This window comes from Syntrophus sp. (in: bacteria) (genome assembly GCF_040768185.1).
Lineage (GTDB): Bacteria > Desulfobacterota > Syntrophia > Syntrophales > Syntrophaceae > Syntrophus > Syntrophus buswellii.
Window position 1 is genome coordinate 237,449 of the sequence record NZ_JAXGNC010000003.1, and the last position, 24,563, is coordinate 262,011.

23 protein-coding genes, 2 tRNA genes and 2 pseudogenes are annotated in these 24,563 nt (G+C 54.4%); 13 read left to right on the forward strand and 14 right to left on the reverse strand.

The features are described 5' to 3' along the window. Positions 1-11 precede the first annotated feature (11 nt). The 5 genes from AB3175_RS05350 to AB3175_RS05370 all read left to right on the forward strand — a co-directional run bounded on the left by AB3175_RS05350 (position 12) and on the right by AB3175_RS05370 (position 7,276). A complete protein-coding gene (locus AB3175_RS05350) occupies positions 12-1,058 on the forward strand; it encodes an NUDIX domain-containing protein (protein WP_367359916.1) in 1,047 nt (348 codons plus the stop codon). Between the two features lie 201 nt (positions 1,059-1,259). Continuing rightward, positions 1,260-2,033, forward strand: a complete 774-nt coding sequence (locus AB3175_RS05355) for an ADP-ribosylglycohydrolase family protein (protein WP_367359917.1) — start codon at positions 1,260-1,262, stop codon at positions 2,031-2,033. A 175-nt stretch (positions 2,034-2,208) separates the two neighbouring features. Beyond that, entirely contained in the window at positions 2,209-2,514 is a 306-nt protein-coding gene (locus tag AB3175_RS05360; protein ID WP_367359918.1) for a hypothetical protein, read from the forward strand. A 516-nt stretch (positions 2,515-3,030) separates the two neighbouring features. Beyond that, positions 3,031-5,163: a hypothetical protein gene (locus AB3175_RS05365; RefSeq protein ID WP_367359919.1), complete on the forward strand. Its 2,133-nt coding sequence runs from the start codon at positions 3,031-3,033 to the stop codon at positions 5,161-5,163. Between the two features lie 124 nt (positions 5,164-5,287). After that, positions 5,288-7,276, forward strand: coding sequence for an alpha-amylase family glycosyl hydrolase (locus tag AB3175_RS05370; protein WP_367359920.1), 1,989 nt, complete (start codon positions 5,288-5,290; stop codon positions 7,274-7,276). Between the two features lie 155 nt (positions 7,277-7,431). Here the strand turns inward: AB3175_RS05370 and AB3175_RS05375 are convergent, their stop codons facing one another. After that, positions 7,432-8,259 (reverse strand): P-loop NTPase, encoded by an 828-nt coding sequence (locus tag AB3175_RS05375; protein WP_367359921.1) that lies wholly within the window; start codon positions 8,257-8,259, stop codon positions 7,432-7,434. Positions 8,260-8,450: 191 nt separating this feature from the next. Between AB3175_RS05375 and AB3175_RS05380 the strand changes: the two genes are divergently transcribed. Further along, the gene (locus AB3175_RS05380; protein WP_367359922.1) at positions 8,451-9,026 is read left to right on the forward strand and encodes a DUF4126 domain-containing protein; all 576 of its coding nucleotides are present in this window, start codon (positions 8,451-8,453) and stop codon (positions 9,024-9,026) included. Positions 9,027-9,449: 423 nt separating this feature from the next. Here the strand turns inward: AB3175_RS05380 and AB3175_RS05385 are convergent, their stop codons facing one another. The 8 genes and pseudogenes from AB3175_RS05385 to AB3175_RS05420 form a co-directional block, all read right to left on the reverse strand. Further along, positions 9,450-9,950: a flavin reductase family protein gene (locus AB3175_RS05385; RefSeq protein ID WP_367359923.1), complete on the reverse strand. Its 501-nt coding sequence runs from the start codon at positions 9,948-9,950 to the stop codon at positions 9,450-9,452. Positions 9,951-10,450: 500 nt separating this feature from the next. Beyond that, a complete protein-coding gene (locus tag AB3175_RS05390) occupies positions 10,451-10,834 on the reverse strand; it encodes a hypothetical protein (RefSeq protein ID WP_367359924.1) in 384 nt (127 codons plus the stop codon). 154 nt (positions 10,835-10,988) lie between these two features. Then, positions 10,989-11,299 (reverse strand): annotated as a pseudogene (locus tag AB3175_RS05395) (DUF2959 family protein). Positions 11,300-11,605: 306 nt separating this feature from the next. After that, a complete protein-coding gene (locus AB3175_RS05400; protein WP_367359925.1) occupies positions 11,606-11,881 on the reverse strand; it encodes a cytoplasmic protein in 276 nt (91 codons plus the stop codon). 229 nt (positions 11,882-12,110) lie between these two features. Further along, positions 12,111-12,737 carry a LysE family translocator gene (locus AB3175_RS05405; protein ID WP_367359926.1) on the reverse strand — a complete coding sequence of 209 codons (627 nt, stop codon included), beginning with the start codon at positions 12,735-12,737 and terminating at the stop codon, positions 12,111-12,113. A gap of 165 nt (positions 12,738-12,902) precedes the next feature. Next, positions 12,903-13,454 (reverse strand): hemerythrin domain-containing protein, encoded by a 552-nt coding sequence (locus AB3175_RS05410; protein ID WP_367359927.1) that lies wholly within the window; start codon positions 13,452-13,454, stop codon positions 12,903-12,905. A gap of 100 nt (positions 13,455-13,554) precedes the next feature. Continuing rightward, positions 13,555-13,758: a hypothetical protein gene (locus tag AB3175_RS05415; protein WP_367359928.1), complete on the reverse strand. Its 204-nt coding sequence runs from the start codon at positions 13,756-13,758 to the stop codon at positions 13,555-13,557. Between the two features lie 327 nt (positions 13,759-14,085). Next, positions 14,086-14,161, reverse strand: a tRNA-Ala gene (locus AB3175_RS05420). 95 nt (positions 14,162-14,256) lie between these two features. On the opposite strand from AB3175_RS05420, the gene AB3175_RS05425 reads away from it, so the two are divergent. Continuing rightward, positions 14,257-14,344: transfer RNA gene (locus AB3175_RS05425), tRNA-Leu, on the forward strand. 111 nt (positions 14,345-14,455) lie between these two features. On the opposite strand, the gene AB3175_RS05430 is transcribed toward AB3175_RS05425, so the two are convergent. The 3 genes from AB3175_RS05430 to AB3175_RS05440 form a co-directional block, all read right to left on the reverse strand. Continuing rightward, positions 14,456-14,779, reverse strand: a complete 324-nt coding sequence (locus tag AB3175_RS05430) for a hypothetical protein (protein WP_367359929.1) — start codon at positions 14,777-14,779, stop codon at positions 14,456-14,458. Between the two features lie 49 nt (positions 14,780-14,828). Beyond that, a complete protein-coding gene (locus AB3175_RS05435) occupies positions 14,829-16,106 on the reverse strand; it encodes an alpha/beta hydrolase family protein (RefSeq protein WP_367359930.1) in 1,278 nt (425 codons plus the stop codon). Positions 16,107-16,279: 173 nt separating this feature from the next. Then, on the reverse strand, positions 16,280-16,579 hold the full coding sequence (locus AB3175_RS05440; RefSeq protein ID WP_367359931.1) for a hypothetical protein: 300 nt from the start codon (positions 16,577-16,579) through the stop codon (positions 16,280-16,282). A gap of 328 nt (positions 16,580-16,907) precedes the next feature. Between AB3175_RS05440 and AB3175_RS05445 the strand changes: the two genes are divergently transcribed. Further along, entirely contained in the window at positions 16,908-17,987 is a 1,080-nt protein-coding gene (locus AB3175_RS05445; protein ID WP_367359932.1) for a 3-deoxy-7-phosphoheptulonate synthase, read from the forward strand. 25 nt (positions 17,988-18,012) lie between these two features. On the opposite strand, the gene AB3175_RS05450 is transcribed toward AB3175_RS05445, so the two are convergent. Both AB3175_RS05450 and AB3175_RS05455 read right to left on the reverse strand, forming a co-directional pair. Next, positions 18,013-20,076: a molybdopterin-dependent oxidoreductase gene (locus tag AB3175_RS05450; protein ID WP_367359933.1), complete on the reverse strand. Its 2,064-nt coding sequence runs from the start codon at positions 20,074-20,076 to the stop codon at positions 18,013-18,015. A gap of 9 nt (positions 20,077-20,085) precedes the next feature. Further along, positions 20,086-21,024, reverse strand: a complete 939-nt coding sequence (locus AB3175_RS05455; RefSeq protein ID WP_367359934.1) for a methyltransferase domain-containing protein — start codon at positions 21,022-21,024, stop codon at positions 20,086-20,088. Positions 21,025-21,351: 327 nt separating this feature from the next. Here AB3175_RS05455 and AB3175_RS05460 point away from each other — a divergent pair, with 327 nt between their 5' ends. The 5 genes and pseudogenes from AB3175_RS05460 to AB3175_RS05480 all read left to right on the forward strand — a co-directional run bounded on the left by AB3175_RS05460 (position 21,352) and on the right by AB3175_RS05480 (position 24,551). Then, positions 21,352-21,489 carry a hypothetical protein gene (locus AB3175_RS05460; protein ID WP_367359935.1) on the forward strand — a complete coding sequence of 46 codons (138 nt, stop codon included), beginning with the start codon at positions 21,352-21,354 and terminating at the stop codon, positions 21,487-21,489. 12 nt (positions 21,490-21,501) lie between these two features. Beyond that, positions 21,502-21,831: pseudogene (locus tag AB3175_RS05465) on the forward strand (peroxiredoxin family protein); the annotation flags it as partial. 142 nt (positions 21,832-21,973) lie between these two features. Further along, entirely contained in the window at positions 21,974-22,705 is a 732-nt protein-coding gene (locus AB3175_RS05470; protein WP_367359936.1) for a superoxide dismutase, read from the forward strand. A 142-nt stretch (positions 22,706-22,847) separates the two neighbouring features. Further along, a complete protein-coding gene (locus AB3175_RS05475; protein ID WP_367359937.1) occupies positions 22,848-23,801 on the forward strand; it encodes a prenyltransferase in 954 nt (317 codons plus the stop codon). A 141-nt stretch (positions 23,802-23,942) separates the two neighbouring features. Continuing rightward, the gene (locus AB3175_RS05480) at positions 23,943-24,551 is read left to right on the forward strand and encodes an FmdE family protein (protein WP_367359938.1); all 609 of its coding nucleotides are present in this window, start codon (positions 23,943-23,945) and stop codon (positions 24,549-24,551) included. The last annotated feature ends 12 nt before the right edge of the window (positions 24,552-24,563 follow it).

A 24,563-nucleotide genomic window follows, 5' to 3' on the forward strand; every position in this document is an offset into this window, starting at 1 on the left:
TTGGAGGGATTATGACGATGAACGATCAGGCGGGAAACAGGGGGGAAAACGCCGCCAAGGAACTGCTTCTGGCAGATCTCAGTCATCTGCAGGATTCCTTTTGGAAAAATGAGGAGACGGGTGAAAAGCGCGTAACATTCTTCATTACACTGGTCACCGCGGCGATTACCGCACTGGTCGCCATCGGCAAGGATGGCGTTCAATACGATTTTTCAAAAGAATTCCTCCTCTACTTTGCCTTTTCTTCTTTGCTCGTGGTTGGTCTTGTTACGCTCTTCAGACTGATCAAAAGAAATGAAGTCACAGACGGCTACAAGAGAGACATGAGGAACATCAGGAAGAGGTTTCAGGATTACTATGACGATCGGGGGGTTCTTTTCGGATACGCGCCTTTCAGTCCGCAGGACAAAACGCGGCCTTCAGAACTGCGAAAATTCGGTGGGCTGGCTTACACCGTTTCTGCAATGAACAGCCTCATTTCAGCCGCTTTTGCCGCCCTGGTGCTTTCCTCGCGCAGCAGCAAGCCAACTCTCACCGTCGCATCAACAGCCGCTGCCTTTGTTGCCGCATTCCTTATTCAGGCAGCGTATGTTCGTGCAAGGGAAAAGCAGAGCCGGGGGGATTTTTTTCAGTCTTATTTCACACATGCCGGCGGTGTCGTGGTACGGTATGATAAAAGCGGAGAACCTCGTTTCCTGATCGTGTCGGCAAAGAAGATTCCGGAACACTGGGTTCTTCCAAAGGGCCACATCACGCCAGGCGAAGATCTGGAGAGGACAGCGGTGCGCGAGGTATGGGAAGAAGCGGGCGTTGTTGCAAGCGTCATAGGGCCACTGGGAGAGAGCCGATTCCGCATGGAGGCGGAAGAGGTCATTACACAATTTTTTCTGCTGGAGCACATCGACCAGCAGGAGAGTCCTGAAAATCGTGCAAAGCGATGGTGCACCTGCGAGGAAGGAATGCAGCTGCTGACGTTTCAGGATGCCAGGAATCTCCTGCGGAAGGCAGGCGCCGCAGCGCAGCGGCATTCAAGGCCTTTTTCCCGGGAAACCCGATAAAGGCGCCGGGTATCCCGCTTCAAGGAAAATCCGGATGTCATGGGGAACTTTCTTCGCATGAAGGCGGGCGTGGAGGCATTCCTGGCGGGGCGGCCCCCTGACCCTCGGCAGAATCCATGAACGGAACCATCGGGCTGGATTGGCCGCTCATCAGTCGGAAGGAATCAGAATCCAGGCTCAGAGCCGGAAAGGATGGGAACCATGCTCGGCGCCATCGCAGGGGATGTCATCGGCTCCGCTTATGAGCACAGCCGCATGAAAACAATGAACATTCCGCTGTTTCAGACGCACTCCCGCTTTACCGACGATACGGTGATGACTGTGGCGGTTGCCGATGCCATCCTCCGTTCGACGGATTATGCGGATTCGATGAAATCTTTCGGTCGAAGATACCCCGATGCCGGGTACGGCCGGGATTTTATGAAGTGGCTCTTTTCCCCGGAGAGCAAACCTTACAACAGCTGGGGAAACGGCTCGGCCATGCGGGTCAGCCCGATCGGATTCGCTTTCCCCACGGCGGAAGCCGTGCTGGCGGAAGCCCGGAAAAGCGCGGAAGTCTCTCATAACCATCCCGAGGGAATCAAGGGGGCGCAGGCTGCCGCTTTGGCCGTTTTTCTCGCTCGAGGGGGAAAAAGCAAAGAGGACATCCGGAAGGAAATCGGCGAGCGGTTCGGTTACAACCTGAAACGGACCGTTGAGGACATCCGACCGGCCTACAGGTTCGATGTCTCCTGCCAGGGTTCCGTTCCGGAAGCCATTCTCTCCTTTCTTGATTCAGAAGATTATGAAGACGCCATTCGCAAAGCGATCTCACTAGGCGGAGACAGCGATACGATCGCCTGTATTGCCGGCGGAATTTCACAGGCATTTTACAAGGTGATTTCCCGGGAAATCGTCGGGGAAGTCCGGAAGAGACTGCCCACGGAGTTCTTGGAAATCATCGACAGGTTCGACAGAACATTTATGGACACCTGATGGGATAGAGCCGGGCGGAGCAGGCGTCAGTTCGTCCGTTTTGGGTTCTCGCAGCCGTCGGCAGAAGTTGGATGCAGCCCAAGGCTCAAGCGTATCACCGTTGCGGCACGGCGGGCGGCTGGCTGGAACGGTCAATGCAGGAACCGCTCAAATTCAGATCAAGGAGGATCAGGACATGCCAGCAGTTTCAAGTTACAGCGTTTTATTTTACGGAGGACCGGATGGCTATCAGACAAACCGCGCACAGATTCAGTTGAACGACGCGGCGGGGAAAACCCTGGCCTGGATCAGGTTCAATGATCCCGGCATGTTTTTTGAGGCGGACTCGGATACCGGAGGGATCATCAGGATGCATCTCCCCTCGGCCATGTTCCAAAGCGTCCTCGATGTTCTCCGCAATGAAAAACCCATCAATGTGTACTTCGCACAGGGACGCGGTTTTTTGGGAACGTCGGCCGAACCCGTGGGAGAAGCTGAATAGACTCTGACCACCCGGGATTGAAGCGGAAAAGCGGCATCGTTTCATTCCCGGGCCGGTTTTCTGCTTCAATGCTCTGAAACCCGGGGCGGCTCTTTTCCTGCCATAGCCGTCATCGCAGAACGCGGAACGGGAGCTGGCGACGTTCCCCGTCTGGAACGTAAAACGGCGTGACAGGATTTGACTGGGATAAAACCCGTAGTCTATCTGTGTTGAATTATCTTTCATTTCATACCACAATTAGTTGAATGTCAGGCTGGGAAGGTAAATCTGCCAGCTCGGAACGCATGTCTTAAGAATCCTTTTTGACTAAATTAGCCGCTATTCAACGGACAGTTTCTGCGTAGCCGCCTTCTCATATAGACTCACAGTTCATCACACATCAGCTTCGTCGAATCGTTGCTTCAAACACCGCAGAGGCCTGGTTTGGCAAAGTAACAGCGGTCACGTCCTCATTTTTAAACCCAGCACCCAACAAAACAACCCTATTGAAGCAGGAAAGGAATAAGGAGGTAAGACATGGCAAATGAGAAAAGTCAGACGACTGGGTCCAGAAAAATCAGGAGCTTTCTTATCGATGGGCAGATCTCACGCGAGCAGCCCGAGTGCCAGCCGGGGGAGCTGAAGCTGGCCGCCTATGTCTTCGACAAGGCCGGATCCCTGCTGGGGAGTGCCGATCTGAATGAGAAAGGAGTCTACAGGGTTGCCGTGAAGCTGTCACAGCCTGCCGATGTGGACCTCATGATCGGTCCGTCAGGCATGGCAAAAGAGATCCGTCGCTCCAGCGCCTTCAGGAGATCCTTCGCAGCCGCGGAATGGAAGGCCGAAGGGACACAGCAGTACCGCCTCCAGTACAATGCCATCCTGCCGCTGGAACTATGGCTTCCCTGGTGGCCGATCCGAATCTGCATTTCCGGACACATCCGCAAGGTCAGTAGCTCCGACGGGGTTACGACCGTCTGTCCCGTCCCCTTTGTGAAGGTTGAGATCTTCGACGTGGACCGCGAGAACTGCTTCTGGCCGCCGCTGCGCAAGTGGTGGGAACTGCTCCTGGATAGACCGGTGATTCGCATTCCCGATCTGCTCAGGGAGCCTCCCATTCTGGTAAAGCCCTTCCCCGGACCCGATCCTTCACCGGAGCTGAATCTGGGAGCTGCTTCAACGCTGGCCGGCGACATCGGCGCCTTGCGCCCGCGATTGGCCAGCCTTGGCCCCCAGCCCGAACCGCCGGACCTCCCGTCATTGGCTCCAGCCAGTTCCCTGAAGGCAACCCCCGCCCTGGCCGAAGCCGCCTTTTCGGCATCGCAGCCCGCCTTTACCCGCGTGGGCGAAGCGCGCCTCATGGACAGCAGCATCGCAGCCCGGCTGGAACGATTGACACTGACCTCCAAGATCCCGCCGTGGCAAATCTTTCCGTTCTGCTTTTACAGCAGGGCGGAGGTGTGTGAGACCACGACGGACTGCGACGGCTTTTTCAACTGCTGCTTCAGATGGTGGCCCTTCCACATCCGCAACGGCCGGCTGCGCTTCGACGCCCGCCCGGACATCATCATCAAGGCGACGCAGGTCATCGACGGCGTACCGACGGTCATCTACCTCGATCCCTACACCAGCACCCGCTGGAATGTCAACAATGCCCATATCGACCTCTATCTCGACAACGAAGAGGTCATCTGCGGCAACGGTAACTGCTATGATCCGCCGGAGGGATCCCCGGTGTTCTTTACGCGCATCGGCGACGATGAGGTTTACAAAATCAACCAGATCAGCGGCCTTTACAATGAGGCTCCGTTGAGCAACGTCGCCTACGGAGGCAGCCTGCTGGTCTATGGCCAGTTCGGCGACGCCCTGTCCACCGGCATCCCGGTGCGCTATTACCGCCTCTCCTATGCAAGAGAGGGAAGCAGCGAATTCAGCCCCATCACCACGCCACTGGGGGATACGCGCGTCTCAAAGGCAACCCTCTTCAGCGAATCGCATTCCCTGGGCCCAAAAACCGTCAATGGCATCCCGGCTCTCTATGAAGTGCGCAATTTCAGCGATTACTACTGGTACAACCCGGACTGGATCGGAACCTGGAAAAGCCTGCTGGCCGAAGAGGACACTGGAAAATTCGTGTTGAGGCTGGAGGTGTTCGACGAAAACGGCGCCAAACTTACCTCGGCGCTGGGCGTGGACTACCGGGACGGCACCGTCGTACCGCCGGCCGTGCTGCCGCCCATGCTTGACCGCTGCGACCTTGTCATCACCCTGGACAACAAGGCGCCGAATCTGGAGCTCGTCATTCCCGCGGTCATTAACGAATGCGGTGTCATTCCGTGGACCCCTGCCCTGTCCCTCACCTTCCAGGCGCAGGTGTCGCAGGAAAACAACCGGCTTCGCTCGTGGGGTCTTTACTACACCAAGGGAGTCAATCCCACCGTCCATTATCTTGCCAGCGGCGCCTCCAACAACGGTCTGCCAGGCAGCATCAACCAGCCCGTATCGGGAGGCACGGCGGCTCCCGCACCTGGGACGGGAATGCTTGCCGGCCTCGACAGCACCTGTGCCTTTGCCCTCAAACTCTGGGCCTATTCCCACGTAAGAGATGGACGACACTTCATCTATTACCGGGAGCAGATCAAGGCGATTGCCATCGAAAAATGCCCGTAAGGATCCGGAAGGGACGCCTTTCCCAGACGCCGCCGGGGCGGGACGACAACGGCCGTTCCGCCCCGGCCTTTTGAAGCGGACTGTCCCTGAAAGCGTTCAGGGCAGAATTCGCCGGAGGTGCATCATGGCTGACCTCAATGACATTCTCGACAAGGCCCCGCCCCGCAGTTTAGCCGAAGCCCTGGCTGACTGGCCGGCGAGGGACCGTTATGAACCGTCCCCGAATGACTGGCGGGATGAAATCTTCTACTTTCTCCTTCCCGACCGGTTTTCCAACGGCCAGGAAGCGCCCGACCGTCTTCTGGACATCGACCTGAGCGCCCCCGAGGGGATCTCCCGGATCCGGGCCTTGCGAGGCGCGGAGTGGCGCTGGGACAAATGGCAGTTTTCCGGGGCGAACCGTTTTCAGGGGGGAACTCTGGCAGGGATACGCTCGAAGCTGGACTATCTGGCAGACCTTGGCATCACAACCCTCTGGATCGCACCGGTCTTCCGCCAGCGCATCGAAGAGGACAGCTACCACGGCTATGGAATCCAGAACTTTCTCGATATCGACCCGCGTTTCGGAACCCGGCGAGACCTCGTGGAACTGGTCCATGCGGCACATTCGGAACAATACAGGATGCGCGTCGTTCTTGACGTCATCTTCAACCATTCCGGCTGTAACTGGCTCTATGACAGCTCTTCTGGAAACGCCTTCGAACCTCCATACCTTGCCTGGGGCAGCTACGGCACCCTCTGGCCGCGCAACGGATACGGCTGGGCCATTACGGACCCCGAGCAGAAACTGGGAGAAGACGACTACGTATGGCCCACCGATCTGCAGGGCCGCGATCGCTATCTCCGGGCGGGGAAAGGCCGTCTCGGTGAAGGCGACATCAACGACGAATCTGCGGAGCATAAGCGAACCGATTTCCAAAGACTGCGCAAGTTCAATCTCTTTGCTGGCGAGACGCTTTCGGCGCTGGTGCTTGCATATCACTACTGGATCGCCCTCGCAGACGTCGACGGATTCCGAATCGACACCCTCAAGCATGTGACACTTGAACAGGCCAGGAATTTCTGCAATGCCATCAGGGAGTATGCCGAGATTCTCGGGAAAGATGACTTTCTGCTTGTTGCCGAGGTCGCTGGGGGCAGTTCGGCGCAGGACCGCTACCTGGACATTGCCGGGCGCAACCTCAATGCATGTCTCGATATCGGCGAACAACGGGAGATTCTATGCAATGTCGGCAAGGGGCTGGCAAAAGCGTCGGACTTCTTTGGCGGCTTCAACTACTATGACCAGGGGATGGGATCGCACCGCAACTGGGGTTCTCATCACCTGAGCATCAGCAATGACCACGACCATGTCTTCGGCGCCAAGGTGAGGCTGGCCGCGGATGCGCCGAACGATCACCAGGCGGCGGCGGTCGCTGCCATGCAGCTTTTCACACTGGGTATTCCCTGCTTTTATTATGGAATGGAACAGGGCCTGGCCGGAGGCGCCGAACCGCAAGAGCGCAGATACCTCGACTGGGGCGGCCATGACTGCCTTTTGCGTGAAGCCATGTTCGGACCGGAGCATCCTCTGGCTTCAGGATGGGACGGAGTGCAGGGGGAAATCGACCCCGGCCAGATCGGCTTCGGCCCGCACGGCACCGCCGGATATCATGTTTTCAATACAGATCATCCCATTTACAGGCGGATGGCCGAGCTTACCCGCCTGCGCCGGGCCTTTATTCCTCTGCGGCGGGGAAGGCAGTACCCTCGTCGGATTTCGTATCTGGACCGTCCCTTTGCATTCCCGGATGCAGGCCAGATCATTGCCTGGTCACGCATCTTTGACGACCAGGAGATGCTGGTGGTGATCAACCCGAACGGGGTCGAACGGCGCGGCGGGCGGGTTGTCGTTGACGGCAGCCTGTCACAGGAGGGGTTGCAGGTTGTCTCCAATACGGACCCCGAAGCCCCGGAAGCGATGCAGAACAGCGCCTGGGTGAGCTGCAGCCCATCGAATCACGGCCTTGTCGTCTGCCTTGATCAGTGGCTGCTCGGCCCTTCGGAAGTTATGGTACTGGCCAACCGTTCGGCGATCGAATCCGTCGGCTTGAAGTGGCATGGCGCGGCATGATGCAGCACCCTGGAATTTTCTCCAGTGGGGTGCGCCGCCAATGTTCCAGACCGGCTGGGGTTGGAGCGGAATCATCGTCCGTCCATGCTCGGGAGAGTTAATGTCCGGGGGATTTTCGGGCAATCCCCCGGACACGCACCGGATTTTTTCGGACCTTATCCGAGCTTGAGCAGCGGCTGGACCACCTGGCGGAATGCAGCGGCAGCCTCCGTGTCCTTATGGTGGAAGATAAAGGGGCGCCCTTCATCCGATGATTGCACGATCTTGGGATCAATGGGAATCCGCCCCAGAAAGGGCACATCCATCCGTTTGGCCATTTCCTCACCGCCTCCCTGTTTGAACAGTTCAATAAGCTTCGAACAGTGTGGACAGATCAGGCCACTCATGTTTTCAACAATGCCCAGGACAGGAATTTTGAGGTGCCGGCAAAACGTTACGGATTTGCTGACATCGATCGTCGAGACATCCTGAGGCGTCGTCACCACGACCGCGCCGTCCGCATCGGGAATCAACTGCGCGACGGAAAGCGGCTCATCTCCCGTACCCGGGGGGAAATCGATGACCAGATAATCCAGGTCGCCCCAGTGGACATCGGTAAGCAGTTGCTTGATCGCTCCGTACTTCATCGGCCCGCGCCAGATCACCGCATCATCCTTCCGGTTCAAAAGAAACCCCAGGGACATGACCTTCATGCCGTAGTCCATTGAAACGGGAAGCATGGCATCACCGACCACCTCCGGCTTGCGGTCCTCCAGGGCAAGGAGCTTGGGAATGCTGGGGCCGTGAAAATCCACGTCCAGCAGCCCAACCCGCTTTCCTTCGAGGGCCAGGGCAACCGCCAGATTGACGGCCACGGTGCTTTTCCCGACGCCGCCCTTTCCTGAGAGAACCAGAATTTTGTGAGCAACACGCTCCATGCTCTTTTTGAGCTTGTCATCTTCGGGGGTATTCTGTGCGGCGGGATTCTGCTGATTTCCCGGCACGGGGCACCCCGTTCCTCCCGGTGTATTTCCTGAACCACATGAATCACAAGAACCCATAATCCTTATTCTCCTTTTTTGCTTGAGTGAATCTGATCTCTATATCACAAAGTGATCGTTTTTAACCTTCTTGATTTTACGAAAACGTCCTGATAATTTGAGCAATCCGGTACGGAATTTTTTATAGGAAAACGATGGAAACACTACTGGGAATAGCGGTTGGTATAGGGCTTAGCGCCGCATGCGGCTTTCGGGTTTTTGTTCCCCTGCTTGCGATGAACCTGGCGATCCTGGGCGGCCACATTCACCCTTCTCCCGAATTTGCCTGGATCGGCACCCCCTATGCGACGCTGGCTTTCGCAACAGCAACCGTCGCGGAAATCATCGGCTATTATATCCCCTGGTTCGATTCCATCCTGGACACCATCGCAACACCCGCCGCCGTCATCGCCGGTACGGTCACCACGGCTTCCATGGTAACGGAAATCTCCCCCTTTCTGAAATGGACGCTGGCGATTATGGCCGGTGGCGGAATCGCCGGCCTGGTTCAAGGATCCATGGTCGCACTCCGCTTAAAATCATCCCTCTCTACGGCGGGAGCGGCCAATCCCTGGATCGCGACACTGGAACTGGTCGGAGCCATCGTCATAGCCATCCTGGCCCTTGTGGTCCCGATCGTCTGCCTCGGACTCCTCGTCCTTCTGTGCATTGCTGTTATCCGCAAGACCGGCAGACTCCTCTTCGGAAGAAGAACGTCCTCAGCACGATAACGGCATTCCTCCCCCCTTTGCCATACGCTTTTCTCCTCCCATATCTCATCGGTTTTTCAGGCATATCCCCATTTTATACTCACGCATGGCGGCACATTTACCCGTGCCCCACCTGGGCGTGCGAAACGACCGTATCCATCACGGGTTGCCTGCCTGTAACACATCGCACCCTGAAGGGTTGGCATGAGATTTGAGTGATTTACCGTCAAAAGCACACGGCCGCCCCGTGGCGACAGCCCGTCAGCGACGGGGAAAGAACGCGGTCGGCTCGTCGCTCAGATCACGATGAAGGAGAAGAAAATCATGGGAACCACGGTCATATTCGCGTTGGGAATGATCATCGGGGCATGGATTGGAATCACGTTGCTGTCCTGCTGTCACCTGGCGAAAAAGGCGGATATCCCCTTCAACATCCGCTGAAAATCACTCTGTTTCATAGCAGGCCAGTATTTCACCGAAATAGAGGGTATGGTAGTCCTTTTGAGGATAAAACGATGATTCATACTCCCTGTCCAGATGGGCCGGATCCATGGCGGTTTTGTAGATTATCGCGCATTCATACTGGCGTCCCCTGGTTTTTATGACGGGGGAATCGACTTGGCGCCCGCTGATCGTCTCCAGGCTGCATGCCTTGAACTTATCGACGTCCCGGCCGGATTTCGAACCGCAGAAGGCAAGTTCTTTTCGCAAGTCCTCCAGCGGAACCGTCACGGTAAAATCCCGGGCGGTTTCAATGATTCCAAAGGTGTGGCGACTGGACCGCACAGCCACCATCATGATCGGTTTGTTCCAGACAAAGCCGAAGGCAGCCCACCCAATCGTCATGGTATTGACTCCATTTCCAGATTTTACCGTCAAGAATGCACCCTTCTTGATCCTGTTGAGGGTGTCCTCCCCAACGCCTGCGCTATTTCCATCGATCATTTCAAGTTCCTTATTCTGTTGAAGAAATTGTTACTGGGACTTTTCGGAAGACGCCTTCAATTTTCAGCAGAATGAAAATTTTTCCTTCCTGAAACGCGTGCTTTCCCTTTGACAACCACTGTTTTTCAATTGCCGTTTCTCATAACGTTTTCAGCGGGCGAAGAAAAGTAAAATTTTCCAATGAATTACACAAACCATTAATATTATGTGGTTTTTAACTGCCTTTTCGTTGCCCAGCTCTTATGCAAGCCGTTCAATATTTCTAAGAATTGCTGACTTATCCCCTTTGCCAACAGGGTTATCAACAGGGTTATCAATAGAGCTGTGGATAAAAGGGGGCGCTTCGCCAACATTTTGGCCTTTTGCCACCCACATCGATGATTATTTGACAGCCGTCCCGATCTTTTTTTGAAGGACTTTTTTGAGCGGCCCGATCCTTTGGGGGCCGCTAGTGCGATGAAAGATGCGGCAAGAGGAATCAGCCAGATCCCCGGTGATGATTAAACGTCAGCCCCATACTTTCGTATTGTTCGCAGAAGGATCTCCGTGCTTCGCGAACTCAGGCCCTCGTCTTTCACCTTTTTCAGGAGAAAATAAAGGCGCTGCTCAATGATGCCCATTTCCTGAAGGTCATTCCACAATCTCTCGATAGCGGTTTTATCCACGCCATAGAACATATTTCCCGGAACGGCCATGTTCGAGACAAAGATTTTCAGGCCTTCGGGTGTAATGAAATAATTGTCACCGATCCGCAGAAATTCCCCGGCTGAATCTTCGTCCACCCGCTGCAATTTTTCGATGATCGCCCTCAAAAAGTCATGATTCACCTTCAGATATTCTTCGGCAATAAAACGGCTTGTGCTTAAAAATCCACCCAATTTCATGATGCTCCTCTTTCGTTCACAATTTCATACCATCCGAACATCTTCAAGCGGTTCCGCGGAATCAGCCTGACAGGAAAACAGCTGAGTTCGAGCTCTCTGAATCGGATTGTTCAGCCTTGCATGATGCCCCGCACTGGAGCAAATCCTCTTCGGCTTATTCCGACGGCAGGGTTTTAAGAAACAGGTCGGCTTGGGCGAAGGCCGTCTCCATCTCCGCAACAAGACTGTCCACGTTGGCCTGAACACTGACCACTTCACCGCTGAGCCCCACGATGGCCTTCGCGTTGAGGTTGTGCTTCATGAATAACACCTGGTCGCGAAGGGTACAAGAGCCGGATCCAACCTAGCTTCGGCCCTTTTCATGGCTTTGATCAGATCCGCAAATTTCTCCCGGGTGGCATCGTATTTCTGCTGGCTGGACCTGCGAAGGTTTTCACGGAATGTTTTCTTTTCCGGGGGATTCACTCACTTTCAAATCATTTGCCATGGACCCCGTCATGGCGAATGGGAAAGAGCGGCCTTGAGGGCCAAACAGGGAGGAGGAGCGCTTCTCCATCCAGAACGGGTTTCTTTCATGTCACCCGGGCCCGATACTGCGCCAGATCAGATAATGTCGCCCGGAGCGATGTCACGAGGAGGAAAGGGCGTGCCGGCATGAACCATCGCGGGCCTTGAACATCTCCCGCACAAAAAATGAAATGCCGGTCTCCCGAATGTATCCGACCGGCATTTCAGCATGAAAATCAGATATCATCAGACGATATCGAACGGTCAGTGCAGTGTTTCATCCGAGTCATGAATCACACTGAATTCATCGCCCTGCTCGTACATAAAAAATGCTCTGTCATCAAAATCCGCTTTTTCAATTCCATTCTCGTAAAATTCCTTCCTCATATTGTCCACGGAATAATATTCTCTGAGTATGGGATCTTTTTTGCCGATATTAACGACAAAGCGGTTAGAGCTATAGGTGACTCTGACTGAATTTTTCTGTTCTTTCGTTAAGTTCAGCAACATATCCTCTAACCTCCTTTCCCGTTTTTCCATGTCCAGCCTTTCTGTTTACGGAAACCGTCTTTTTTGTGCCCTTTGCTCTATTCTAATATAAGACACACAATATAATAAAAGTTATTACTATGCTGTTTGTCAATCATTGAAAGAGGATTTAGAAAAGATTTTATGGCAGATCCTGGATGTCACAAAAGACGAACACGCTATCGTGTCGCTTGTGTCCCCCCATCCCCCGGTTGAACGTCCCGGACAGAGACAAGCGTGCTCACGTTGCCCGACGGGCAAGAAGCGCCCACACGCCGGCCGCCGAGAGCAGTAAACCTCCTGCGAGTTTGAAGTGGCGTTGTGCACGAGGGGACGACAGTATGCGCCGAGCGGTAGCAGCAAAGGTGGCATATACCGTGGCGTTAGCCATGGCCATAAGGACAAAGGTCACAGCAAGTACCCATAACTGGAATGTAACATCAATGGCAGGATTGACGAATTGGGGCAGGAAAGCGACAAAGAAGACGATGCCCTTGGGGTTGAGTGCGGTTACCAAATAGGTATTGAAAAAGAGCCGCCAGCGGGTTGTGGGCGCTGGAGTTGACGGCAACGCAATCGTGGAAATGCCGGACCGGAACAGAGTTGCACCAAGCCAAAGGAGATACAAACCGCCCATGATCTTGACAACGTTGAACCAGAAGGCCGAGGTGCTCAGCAACGGGCCGAGGCCCAGCAGTGATAAGGAAAGAGACGTGCAGTCGCCAAGCGCTATGGCGGCAACGAGTGGAACATGTGCGGAACGACCATTAGCCAAGGAATAGCTTATTACCGTGAGAACGGTCGGACCGGGGATAACGAGAAGGACCGATGTGGCAAGGACAAAAGCAGACCAAAGGTTGATATCCACGGCGCATCCCGGTATGGCGTCTGACGCCAACAATCGATGTTAGTTGTAGTTGAACGGATAACTTGATATTTTAAGGTTGCAGGCCGGATACAATCCCTTTTTCACCATTATAGTTCTCCTCTAACGATAAAGAAGCGTGCCCACTTGTCAGCCTTCCAATACTGGTCAGATCGAGTACATTCTGCTCAGTCTCTTAAGCAGACCATGGAATTCTTCATGTTTGCCTGCACCAATTCGCTCCTCTTCTATTCTTTCAAAACCTTCATAGAGTTCGTCCTGTTTTTGTTCCGATAAAAGACGATCAGCCATTACAAACAGAACATCATTCTCCTTTTCGATATGATTTCTCAGCAGCGCAATGTAAGCGAGTGCAATTTTACTGATGGTTTTGGATGCAGATTGGTCCCCGCCGACATATTTGGCATAGTAATCGCTCAAAGACTTGACATAATTTCTACCCATTTCATGCTCCTGAAGCATGACTGCAATCGGACCATCTTCAGGAATGCCCGCGGCTGTCAGTGCAGGGAACAGCAGGTCTTCCTCTTTGCCGTGATGGCATTTGTCGACAAAGACTTTCAGAAACTCCAGGATTCCATCAAAATGTTCTTCGTTCAGATTCCTGTCCGCCTCTAATTGTCGACAGACCTGTTCTAAAATAATGAGCATCACCTTGACACCCTCATGCTCGTTTCTTAATTGTTGTGTCGCTTTCATATCCGCCCTCCTTTTTCAAATCATGGAAGTTGAAAAAACATCATCTCTCGATGGGAGAGTAACAGATTCTCCGGCGCGTCCCGGGTTCAATCTTTTAATTTTAGATATTCTTTGTAGAGGATGTGTTTTCTCTTTGTAGACGCATCGCGATCGCCGTAGTGAGCCAGTCCAAGTCTTTCTTGAAATCTGTCTCCGCTTCACCCGCTATGCAGGTATCACGGATGGTGAGTGGTTGTGTCCCAAGTTTCTCCATCTCGATGCCCATTTCCTGAAGGATCTGTTCGAGAGATTCATTTGTTTCCACCGCTTTTCTTAAGATCGGATAAAATAGAATCTTCTCTTTCCAATTGCCTCATCAGGAGTTCTGCAGCTTTTCCAAGGCCGAAGAAAAAAGCGGTCAGAGGAAAACTTCGATAGCCGGGGTTTCAAATTTGCTAACTGTCGGAGAATTTTGCCGTTCAATTAGACCAATTATAACAGACTGGAATTTTTAATCATATTAGAAAATGGAAAATCGATTAATCCGAGAAAGGATGAAGATAGAAGGACCAAAAAATTGCTGCCGGCAGCATACAGGACAGCACATAAAAATTTAGGGGGCTAAGCTGTCTACCTGGCCCCCTTATTTTTCTGGTGGAGCTGAGGGGAGTCGAACCCCTGACCTCTTGAATGCCATTCAAGCGCTCTCCCAACTGAGCTACAACCCCGTTGAATTGGAAGGGGACGTTTAACACAGGGCTCGCATCCTTGTCAACAGATTTTTCTTGACAAGAGAAGGCGGGCTGGGCTAATCAGGACCTGCGCCGGAGTGGTGAAACTGGTAGACGCAGGGGACTCAAAATCCCCCGATCCTTGCGGTCATGTGGGTTCGATTCCCACCTCCGGCACCAAGTAAAATCAGATCTCTGAAGAGACATAAAGGGGCCGAGAGCCCCTTTTCTTATTTAGATCCGGTAAAAAATTATCCCCACTTTGTCCCCCTTATTTAAGCGAGAGAGAAACTATCTGCGAACCTTGAAGCGATGGAGGGGGGTGGTACAAGCGTTCAGATCTCCTGTGTAGTCAACATTGACTTCATGTCCGGCATAATAGGCGGATAGCAAGGCTGATGCCTTTACATTGTAATTCGGCTCACTCTGTGACAGACGAAATATCCGATTGCATCCGGAATTCCCTTGAAGTGTAATTTCCAGGCTGTCGTCATGCAGCAGAATGCCTGTGATAGCGAGATAGCCGGCGGAATGCCACGTTGCGACGGCTGGGCTTGAAAGAAAAAGGGTAATGATCATGGATGCAATCAAAGACTTAAATATTCTTGTACACATAACGGTTCTCCTTTCCTTTGAGGCATTTCGTTGTTTTATTGTTCCTATTTTAACGAATCAGCACGGGCGCCATGGTGGAACAAAGCCAATCTATGTTGAATTTTGATGGCTTGCTGCTCATGAGAATAGGTAGAGCTAAGGGTTGGGTCTGGGCAGAAGAATGTCTTACGTTGTGCGGGGACTCAAATTCGATTCTTTGATCGGAAGGGCGCAGGCCGGCGAAATCCTGCATCGCCTGAACCCATAGTCTGCCCCGCATATGATTTGTTCCGGCGCCGGTCGGAGACCATTCGGGACGTTTCCGGCAAGGACCGATACTCACGGCAAAACCGGTTCCGCTATACCATATTAAGTTTAGTCCTCCCTCTGGACAGCAAGGTCCAACGCCGTTGCTTCCGTCATCATATCCGGGAGTGAGGCTCGCATTGGGAATGATGGTGCAGTCCTCGCTGTCCCCGACCATGACGGTTACAGGAAGGCGAGCAGCGCGCTTGAACAGACTTTCTGAAGGATAGAATTCGAAATCGCGATCTGAACCCCACGAAATGGTGTACCGCCTCATAGAATCCATGCCGTCTGTCCACCTGATCGAGCGGTCGGGGAAGGGGTAGGTACCTGCTGAACTGATCACCATCGCGGCCACACGGTCAGGGTGCGTAACCAGGTAGCGACTCAGGAATTGGCCCCCGGCAGAGTGTCCATAGAAGAGGGCCTTCCTGCTGAAGATCTCGGGATGCTTGTGTTGATAGGCGTCAAGAATTGCGTTTACGAACCCGTCTGCATCGCTCACCCGGGGTTCGACACCGCTTCGATGTCGACCGATCATGCCGCGATAACCACCCAGCGGACCAGAATCACCCCCAAAGTCTGTTTGATTAAAGACCGGCGCGATCACGGCAAACCACTGCGAATCAGCATCCGCTTTATACCTGTTCAAATAATTCAGCGCCGCCGTTCTGGCCCCCTGGTCACTGTTTATTGACCCATGCACAAGGACAACCATTGTCAATGGTTTGCTTCCGATTGGCATGGGTATGCGGTAGTCGGCGCTCGATCCGGCAGGAAGATATTGGTAATACTCGCCAATAATGACGCCATCGCGATCATGTTGCTTCAATACGATCTGTCCAGCTTCATCAGAGAGTCGATCCGGCACTTCAGCGAGGGCCACGGGAAGGACCAGAAAGGCCAGGTAGAAAGAAAGCAGTAACGATATGGCAATCCGGTTAAATGGAGCCACACCACGTCCGGTTGATGGGCAAAGCCGGATCCGCAATCTTAATGCTTCATTAAGAATGAAAGATTTCAAGTCTACCCTGTCCATCATTAACCTCCAATTTGACAACACTCGAAAATAAGGATGTGATGGAAACCTGTTGGTTATATGAAAATCATCTTCAAAAACAAATATTTGATCCCTTAATACATTTATTTTTCAATAACAATTTTCATCATAAGGTTTGAGGAAAACTTTTTTGAGAAAAAAACCGATTTTAATTTTCAAGGTTTTAAAACTTCCCAATGGGACTCCAGAAGCCTTTTCAGGAAATTTTTCAAGATCACAATCGCAACCTCAAGCTCACGCTTATCCTCATCCCGATGATGACCGGATGCTTCCGGCTCTCCCGTATTTGCCTCCGTTGGATTATTGATCTTTTGCAGAGCTGCTTCACGATTACGTATTTGCTCCTTAATTGTGGCAATCTGTTGATCTCTCGGCATGGATGAAAGCAGTTCCGATGGGGTCACCTTCACCCCTCCATCCAGAACTTCTATCCGAAACAATGATTGTAACGTCATTTTCCGTCCCTCCTGTTTCTTGATGTTCACAGCGTGTCCGTCCATCCCCTCCGCCTTTTCGTGCCATTTGCCTGCCGTGCCCTTTTTAGAAGATGCCTTTGATGTTCCATCCTGTCATGACTGAATCAATCCGAGTCCCTGTGAGGCATGGAGTTTACCATCCCGGTTTCAAGCATTTCTATGGATTGACCATTGACAAACCCCCCTTAATTGAATAGAAGGAAAGCTCATAAGGAGGCGATGGAAAAGGTTTTCTTTGAACTTTTTAACACGTTTTGCCTCCCAAATCCCCACCTTAAAATAGCAGGTTCGAAAATAAACAAAACCCATGATCAAGACCAATAACCTTAAAATAGAACGCATTACGCCCGTCATTGCGCCGAAGGACCTCAGGCAGGTGTTTCCGGTCTCTGCCGCTGCGGGACTATTTGTCACACAAAGCCGTCAGCATATCATCAACATTCTGAATGGCCTGGACCCTCGCCTGATGGTGATCGTGGGTCCCTGCTCGATTCACGATCCGAGGGCCGCCCTCGAATATGCCGACCGGCTCGCCGCTCTCTCCCGGGAGCTGGAGGATCAGCTTTTTCTCATCATGCGCGTCTATTTTGAGAAACCGCGCACGACCATCGGCTGGAAGGGCTTGATCAACGATCCCGACATGAACGGCACACACCAGATCTCAAAAGGCCTGGGCATTGCGCGAAGCCTTCTTTGCGACATCACCGCGAAGAAGCTGCCCATCGCAACGGAGGTGCTTGACCCCATCACTCCCGAATATCTGGCCGATCTTCTCAGCTGGGGGGCCATCGGCGCACGCACGACGGAATCTCAGCCGCACCGTGAAATGGCCAGCGGGCTTTCCTTCCCCATCGGCTTCAAGAACGGAACCGACGGCAATCTTCAGATCGCCGTGGACGCCATCAGATCGGCGCTCCATGCCCACAGTTTTCTCGGCATCAACAAGGACGGGAAAACCGCCATCCTCCAGACAACAGGCAACCCCGATCTCCACATCGTTCTCCGGGGAGGATCGAGAAAGCCGAATTACATGCCTGAAGACATCGCGAGAACGGCGGATCTGCTGAAGAAGTCGCACCTTCCGCTGAACATCATGGTGGACTGCAGCCACGCAAATTCTGCGAAGGACTACACCAAGCAGCCCCTGGTGCTCGATCACATCCTGTCGCAAATTGAATCGGGGCAGGGAAGCCTCTGCGGAATCATGATCGAAAGCAACCTGGAAGCGGGAAATCAGCCGATTCCCAAGGATCTTTCCCTTCTGAAATACGGCGTCTCCATCACCGATCCCTGCGTTGACTGGCAAACGACAGAGAAAATGCTCCGCCAGGCGCAGGCTCGGTTGAAGGCCTGCGGCGGGCGACCTCTCCTGCATTCCCCTTCTTAAAAACACACGGGAAAAGGCGCCGGAACTACTTTTTCTGCACCTTGCTCAACCGGCACATGAAACTTCTGCTGGTGGAGGTTCCGGTTACCCGTCCCCGCCGGTCGTCTTCCGTGAGGGTGTTCAGGTTGCTGAGCGGGTCGTAGTTCCCCCATCCCCAGGCGATGCGCACGGTGCCGGGGCGAACCGTCGCGGAAATTCTGGCTGCCATTTCAATGCCTCCCTTCGGCGATTCAATCCTCACCCGGTCCCCCTCCTGCAGATCATAATGCCGGGCGTCCTCGGGATGGATGTCGACGACGCAGCCCGCCCCCCCCTGGAGCAGGGAGGGAATGTTGAAAAACTGCGAGTTTGTAAAGCGGATGTTGCGGCTGCCGCTGATTCCGAGCACCGGATACGAATCGCTCTGATCGGCGAAGCTGATCGGGTCGTCACCAAGGCCCTCCGCAAAGGGAACGCCCGGCAAGCCGGCCTCCGCAAGCCGCCGGGAGAAAAATTCGACCTTGCCTGAAGGGGTTTTAAAGGGCTGCTCCCGGTATTTTTCGTAGCGCAGCTCCTCAATCCGCAGGCCATTGCCGTTCTGGCGCAACTTCTCCGCCGTGACCCCCGCAGGACCCAATTGGTAATCGATGGCCTCCTCGGCAGTCTGCCAGGGAAATTCTTCGGCAAAGCCGAGCCTGCGGCCCAGTTCAAAAACGATCCGCCAGTTCGGCCAGGTATCTCCCACCGGCGGTATGACGGCATCCTGAAGATACATGGGGTTGTTGCGGATGGAGAAACGGTTGAGCTGCGTTGTCTCGAAGCAGCTGGCAGCCGGGAGAATCACGTCGGCCAGCCTGGCCGTCTCGGTCATGAACATCTCGATCACCACCAGGGTTTCCAACTTGCAAAAGGCTTCCCGGGTCCGCGTCGAATCGGCCATGGTCACCACGGGATTGCCGGTCTGGACCACGACCATCTTCACCGGGTAGGGCGTTTCCTCGAGAATGGCGTCAACCAGGCATCCCTGGACCTGGTTGCCCCAGGTCTCGCTGAAGGAGTTGAAGAGGGGGTAGTCGCAGGTGATGGGGACCGAATCGGCGGGAAGCCGGTCCTTCAACTGAAGGTTGCGCAGTGGAATCGGCTGGGGCAGCACGTCGCCGCCCGGTTTGTCCAGATTTCCCGTCAAGGCCCGAAGCATGGCAATCGCCCGGGTGGTGTCGAAGACCTCGCGGTGCATGTCCAGACCGTTGCCGTCGATGATGCATGCCGGCTTGGTGGTGGCATAGAGGCGGGCCAGCTGCCTGATCTGATCCGCCGCAAGCCAGGTTCTTCCGGCAACCTCCTCGGCGGGATATCGGGCGGCAGCCTCCTTGAGCTGCTCAAAGCCGATCGTATACCGTTCAACAAACTCGGCATCGTAGAGTTTTTCCTCAATGATCTGATGGATCATCGCCATGGCAAGCAGGCCGTCGTGCCCCGGCTTAATCTGCAGCCAGATGTCCGCCTGGCGGGCAAGAGCGGTCTGAACGGGATCGATGACAACCAGTGTCGCCCCCTGCTCCCTGGCATACGAGACGGCCTCGGCCGCACCCAGCGCCGTATTTCCGTCGTTCTTTCCCCAGACGATAATGAACCGGGCATTCCTGGCCTCAGGAAAGGCCATGGAGCCGTAGGTGTAAGAGTGCGCGAATTCGCGCCCCACAAAGCAGATGGACCCGTTGCCGATCGTATTGGGGGAACCGAAGGCATGCATAAGCCGGTTGGGATAATCCCAGGGAGCGCCCCAGTCGGCAGCCATACCCCGCAGCCATGCAACCGACTGGGCCCCGGATTTTTCGCGATGATGGAGAAACCGGGCGACAACCCAATCCAGGGCCTCATCCCAGTCGGCCTCGCGGAAATCCGAGCCGTCCTCCTTTCTGATCAGCGGTTTCATCAGGCGCCGGGGGGAATAGACAATGTCCGGAGCGGCGGCCAGTTTGGGACAGGACAGCCGCTTTTCAGGGGCAAGGAAGGATTTTCGCTGTGCTGAAACCAGGCGGCCATCCCTCACTTCAGCCTCAATCGGACAGCAGGAAGAACAGAGGCGGCAGACGGAATCAAATTTCATGGGCTCCTCCTATCGGCAGGCATGAATGTAGCGGCTGCGGATCAGTTCGTAATGATTGCTGTGGGTTCGGATTTTCCACCACACCTCACCGGGTACGCTCACCTGCCAGGCCGGAACCAGTTCGCCCCGGCTGTCGGAAAGCAGCGCCGAAATATTGGCCAGCCCCCTCCCCGCATAACGGCCCTCCGGCTTGCCGCCCAGCCACTCCTCGACGGGTGCGACATCGGTGGACCAGGAGAAGGGATCGGAGAGCAAAAACTGGGCGTTGCTGTCCCTTGTAACCCGGTTCATTTCCCGGAGGTGCCCCATCGGTGACGGGACCTTGTCCACCAGGTTGAGAGAAGAGAAGAGGGAAAAAGTCTTTTTCCTGAATGGCAGGGCCAGGGCATTGGCCACCAGAAACTCCACCTTCTCGCTCCGCCATGTCTCGGGAAGGCACACCGTCACTTCCCTGCGCAGCAGACCTTCGTCCTTCAATGGAACCACGAGGCGGCGCTCCCGCATCAGCCGGCGTGCCACACGGATGAACGCGCGGGAGGTGTCCACGCCGATGACAAAATCACAGCAGGCCGCTGTCTCAAAGGCATATCTGCCTACCGCGGCGCCGGCGTCCAGGGCGATTCCCTCCTGAGCCGTTATCTGCTCCGCCCAGACACGATAGGCCTGTGACGCCTGCTCATCGCCCAGCAACTCCCCGTAATGGCTCCACAGGTATGAGGAAACCACTTCATCCGTCTCGTATTTGTTCGCTGTTATCTGCTCGTCGGTGCCAAAGGGATCGAGAAGGGCCACACCTTCGGTTATGGGAAACCGGGCGGCGCATTGCGGGCACTTCAGGGTGCCGGTTTCGATATCGCCATCTGATTCCTGGAGGATGTCGGCGGCCAGAGGGTATTCCTCGGGCAGGCAGTGCGGACAGACCAACAGTTCAACAAGTTTCTTTTTCATATTTCCCCTTTGAAAAAAGACGAATTTTCTCCTGATATCACCGTACAAAAAAATAATTGGAAACGCACCGGATGTCAATTTAAAAGAGACTCAACGGCCGAATATCGCGAAACCGGCACCGGGTTCCGCCGAAAGAGGCACCTCTGAGCGCTCATCCTCACAGAGGGTTTCCAGACGACACGCCTGAGGTATCCCGGCGGAAAATGCGCCTTCGTCCGGCCTTCATTCTCCCCTTGACTCTCAGAAATCATCGTTCATAATATTGTGGGCCGCAACTTAGAAAAGATAAGGCCGGTTTTCGACAGCTGGACAGAAAAAGGATTGTTCATGACGGAAAACGATGTTGCCGAGTACAGATCCGCGCCCGATTTCGAGCTGACGGACAGCGAAGGCCGGCAGATTCGGCTCTCCAGCTACCAGGGGAGAAGAAATGTCGTTCTGATCTTCAACCGCGGGTTTCTCTGACCGTTCTGCCGAAGGCATATGGCGCAGTTGCGCAGGGATTATCAAGAGTTTCTAAAACGGGATGCCGAAGTCATCGCAATCGGCCCCGAAAAGCCGGAACCTTTTGCAGAGTGGTGGCGCAGCCACGACATGCCCTTTATTGGGCTGCCGGACCCGGACCATTCCGTGTCCAGGCGCTACGGCCAGCAGGTAAAGCTGCTGAAGCTGGGTCGCCTGCCCGCGCAGCTGGTCATCGACAAGAGGGGGTTGATCCGCTATGCCCATTACGGCAGTTCCATGTCCGATATACCGGAAAACAAGGAGATTCTGGCGATTCTGGATCAGCTTGCCGCCACGGCATGACGTCGGTCCTGCAGGGTGGAATTCAGCAGAGCCGGCGGAATCGGGGAAATTCATCCGTCGTAAAGGCCCTGTACGAACATGGCAGGGGTGACATGTTTTGTGAGATTGAGCTCTTTTAAACGTCTTTGAAAAAGGAGGTCCTATGAACACAAACACTGAAACAGGTGGGGGTTCCTCGCTCAGCCGTCGTGATTTTCTTGCCCTGTCAACGGGTGCCGCTGTATTTCTTTCCGCCGGAATCCCCTTCGGCAAGCTCGTTGGAAGCGCCCAGGCGGCAGGAGGCCATGTCCTCCCGGCACTTCCCTACCCGGAACACGCCCTGGAGCCTTATATCTCAGCCAGGACCCTCGGGTTTCACCACGGGAAACACCATAAGGGGTACATAGACAACCTGAACAAGCTGATTTCAAATACGGAATTTGCCGATCTCTCCCTGGAAAAAATCATCACCGCCACTGCCGGAAAGCCTGATAAGATTGCGATCTTCAATAATGCAGCTCAGAGCTGGAACCACACCTTTTACTGGCAATGCCTGAAGCCGAACGGTGGAGGCGAACCGCCCGCTGCCCTGAAAAAACAGATCGAGGCGTCTTTCGGCAGCATGGAAGCCTGTAAAAAGGACCTGGCAACGGCCGCGATGACGCAATTCGGCAGCGGATGGGCGTGGCTGGTGCGGGATGGGCAGAAGCTCCGGGTGATCAAGACCGCCAATGCCGATACCCCCCTGGAGAGGGGCATGAAACCGCTTCTGGTCATCGATGTGTGGGAGCATGCCTATTATCTCGATTACCAGAACAGGCGTGCGGATTATGTGTCGGCCGTCCTGGAGAAGATCATCAACTGGGATTTCGCAGAGAAGAACCTGCCCGCGTAAGCGATTCTGCGCCACGTCAAGGTCATGTCAAAGGTGCCGATCGCCGTCTCCGGTGTTCACTATCGCGTGGAATGGAGATCGGCACCTCCGTCTTCTTCTGCCTGTTTCAAGACGGCCCGCAGGGGCACTCTGGAGAAGGCCGATGCGCCTCAGGATCAGAACATCGGGCAGGGCTGGAGTGGGAAGCATCGCAGCCTGGATCCAGGCCGTCCGTCTCCCCTTTGTCCCTCCCAGCTTCATCCCGATCACCCTTGCCGCCGCCATTGCCTGGGCGCGCTATTCGGTTTTCGATCCCGCTGCCTTCCTTCTCGTTTTTGCAGCGGTCACCATCCATCACTTCGGCCTCAACATGCTCGATGACGTTCTCGATTATCTCCACGCCGTCGACCAACCCTGGGGCGACGAAAAGAACCCCTACACCGGCGGCAGCGGCGTGCTCACCGACGGGCTCCTTTCCGTGACGGAGTTGATGGGAGGCGTCTTCGCCTGCTACGCCTTCACAATCGCTACCTGGATCTACCTCGGATACGAAAAGGGGTTTCCCGTGGTCGCCATCGGGGCCATCGGAATCCTGTCGTCGATTTTCTACACCGTGCCCCCCGTGAGGTTCGCGTACCGGGGATTCGGGGAACTAGGCCTCCTCCTCAACTTTGGGCCCGTCCTTGTTCTGGGGTCCTATTATGTCCAGCGCGGGACGCTGGACTTGGAGCCGCTGATCGTTTCCCTTGTTCCCGGTTTTCTCATGTGGTCCATGATCGTCATCAACGAGATCCCCGATTACGACGAGGACCGCCGGAGCGGCAAGATGAACCTTGTCGCTCGCTTCGGCCGCAGGACCGGGGTCCTGCTTTATGAAGCCGGGCTCTTCTGCGCCTTCGGAATCCTTGTCGGCTCGGTCCTCTTCGGGTTGGCACCACTGCCGGTTCTGCTGGGACTCGCGGCACTGCCGCCGGCCCTGCATTCGGTAAAACTCCTGCGGGATTCCTACCTGGACCGATTGAAGATGGCCCCCGCAAACCTCGCCATCATCAAGGTATACCTGATCACGGGCGTTACGCTGATCACGGGATATCTTATCCATGGATTTACGGGATGAGGACATGGGAGATGAAAAGGCAAATGGGGTTTGGCAAACGCAGAGACGCTCCGGACAGGAAAAAGGCAAGTCCTTTTAATTCCTTGCTTTATCAATGATATTTCGATAAAAATTACACAATATATGAACGGGCATATTTCGATGACAAACAAGATACCCAGCATCCCGGAAGATCTCGCCCGATGCGTGGAATTTCACGGACACCTTTGTCCCGGCTTGGTCTATGGCTATCTGATCGCAAAAGAAGCGATGAGACGGATGAACCTGGAGCGCTCTGGAGATGAAGAAATTGTTGCCGTCTGTGAAAACGATTCCTGCGCCGTGGATGCCCTTCAGGTCCTGCTCGGAACAAGCCTGGGAAAAGGTAATCTGATTTTTCGGGATTTTGGAAAGAACGCCTTTACGGTTTTGAGTCGCGCTAAAAAGAAGGCTTACCGATTCGTTCGGAAAGTTCATTATGAATATTCAGGGAATGACAAGAAAACCTTTGAGCGGTTGGATGCTGCCGCAACCGATGGCACGGCATCTGAGAGCGACCAAGGTCTTTTGAAACAGTTGAAGGTGGAGGATCTCCTGCAGCGGGATTTCAAAGAAATTTTCACAACCACTGAAATTCCCTACGAAGAACCCCGTTACGCACCCATTGAACCATCCGAACCCTGCGTCCTTTGCGGCGAGATGACCATGATCTCTAAGATGCTGGCTGCTCCAGAAGGGCTGATCTGCATCCCCTGCTCTCAGAAGAGGTAAAAGCCCACGTTT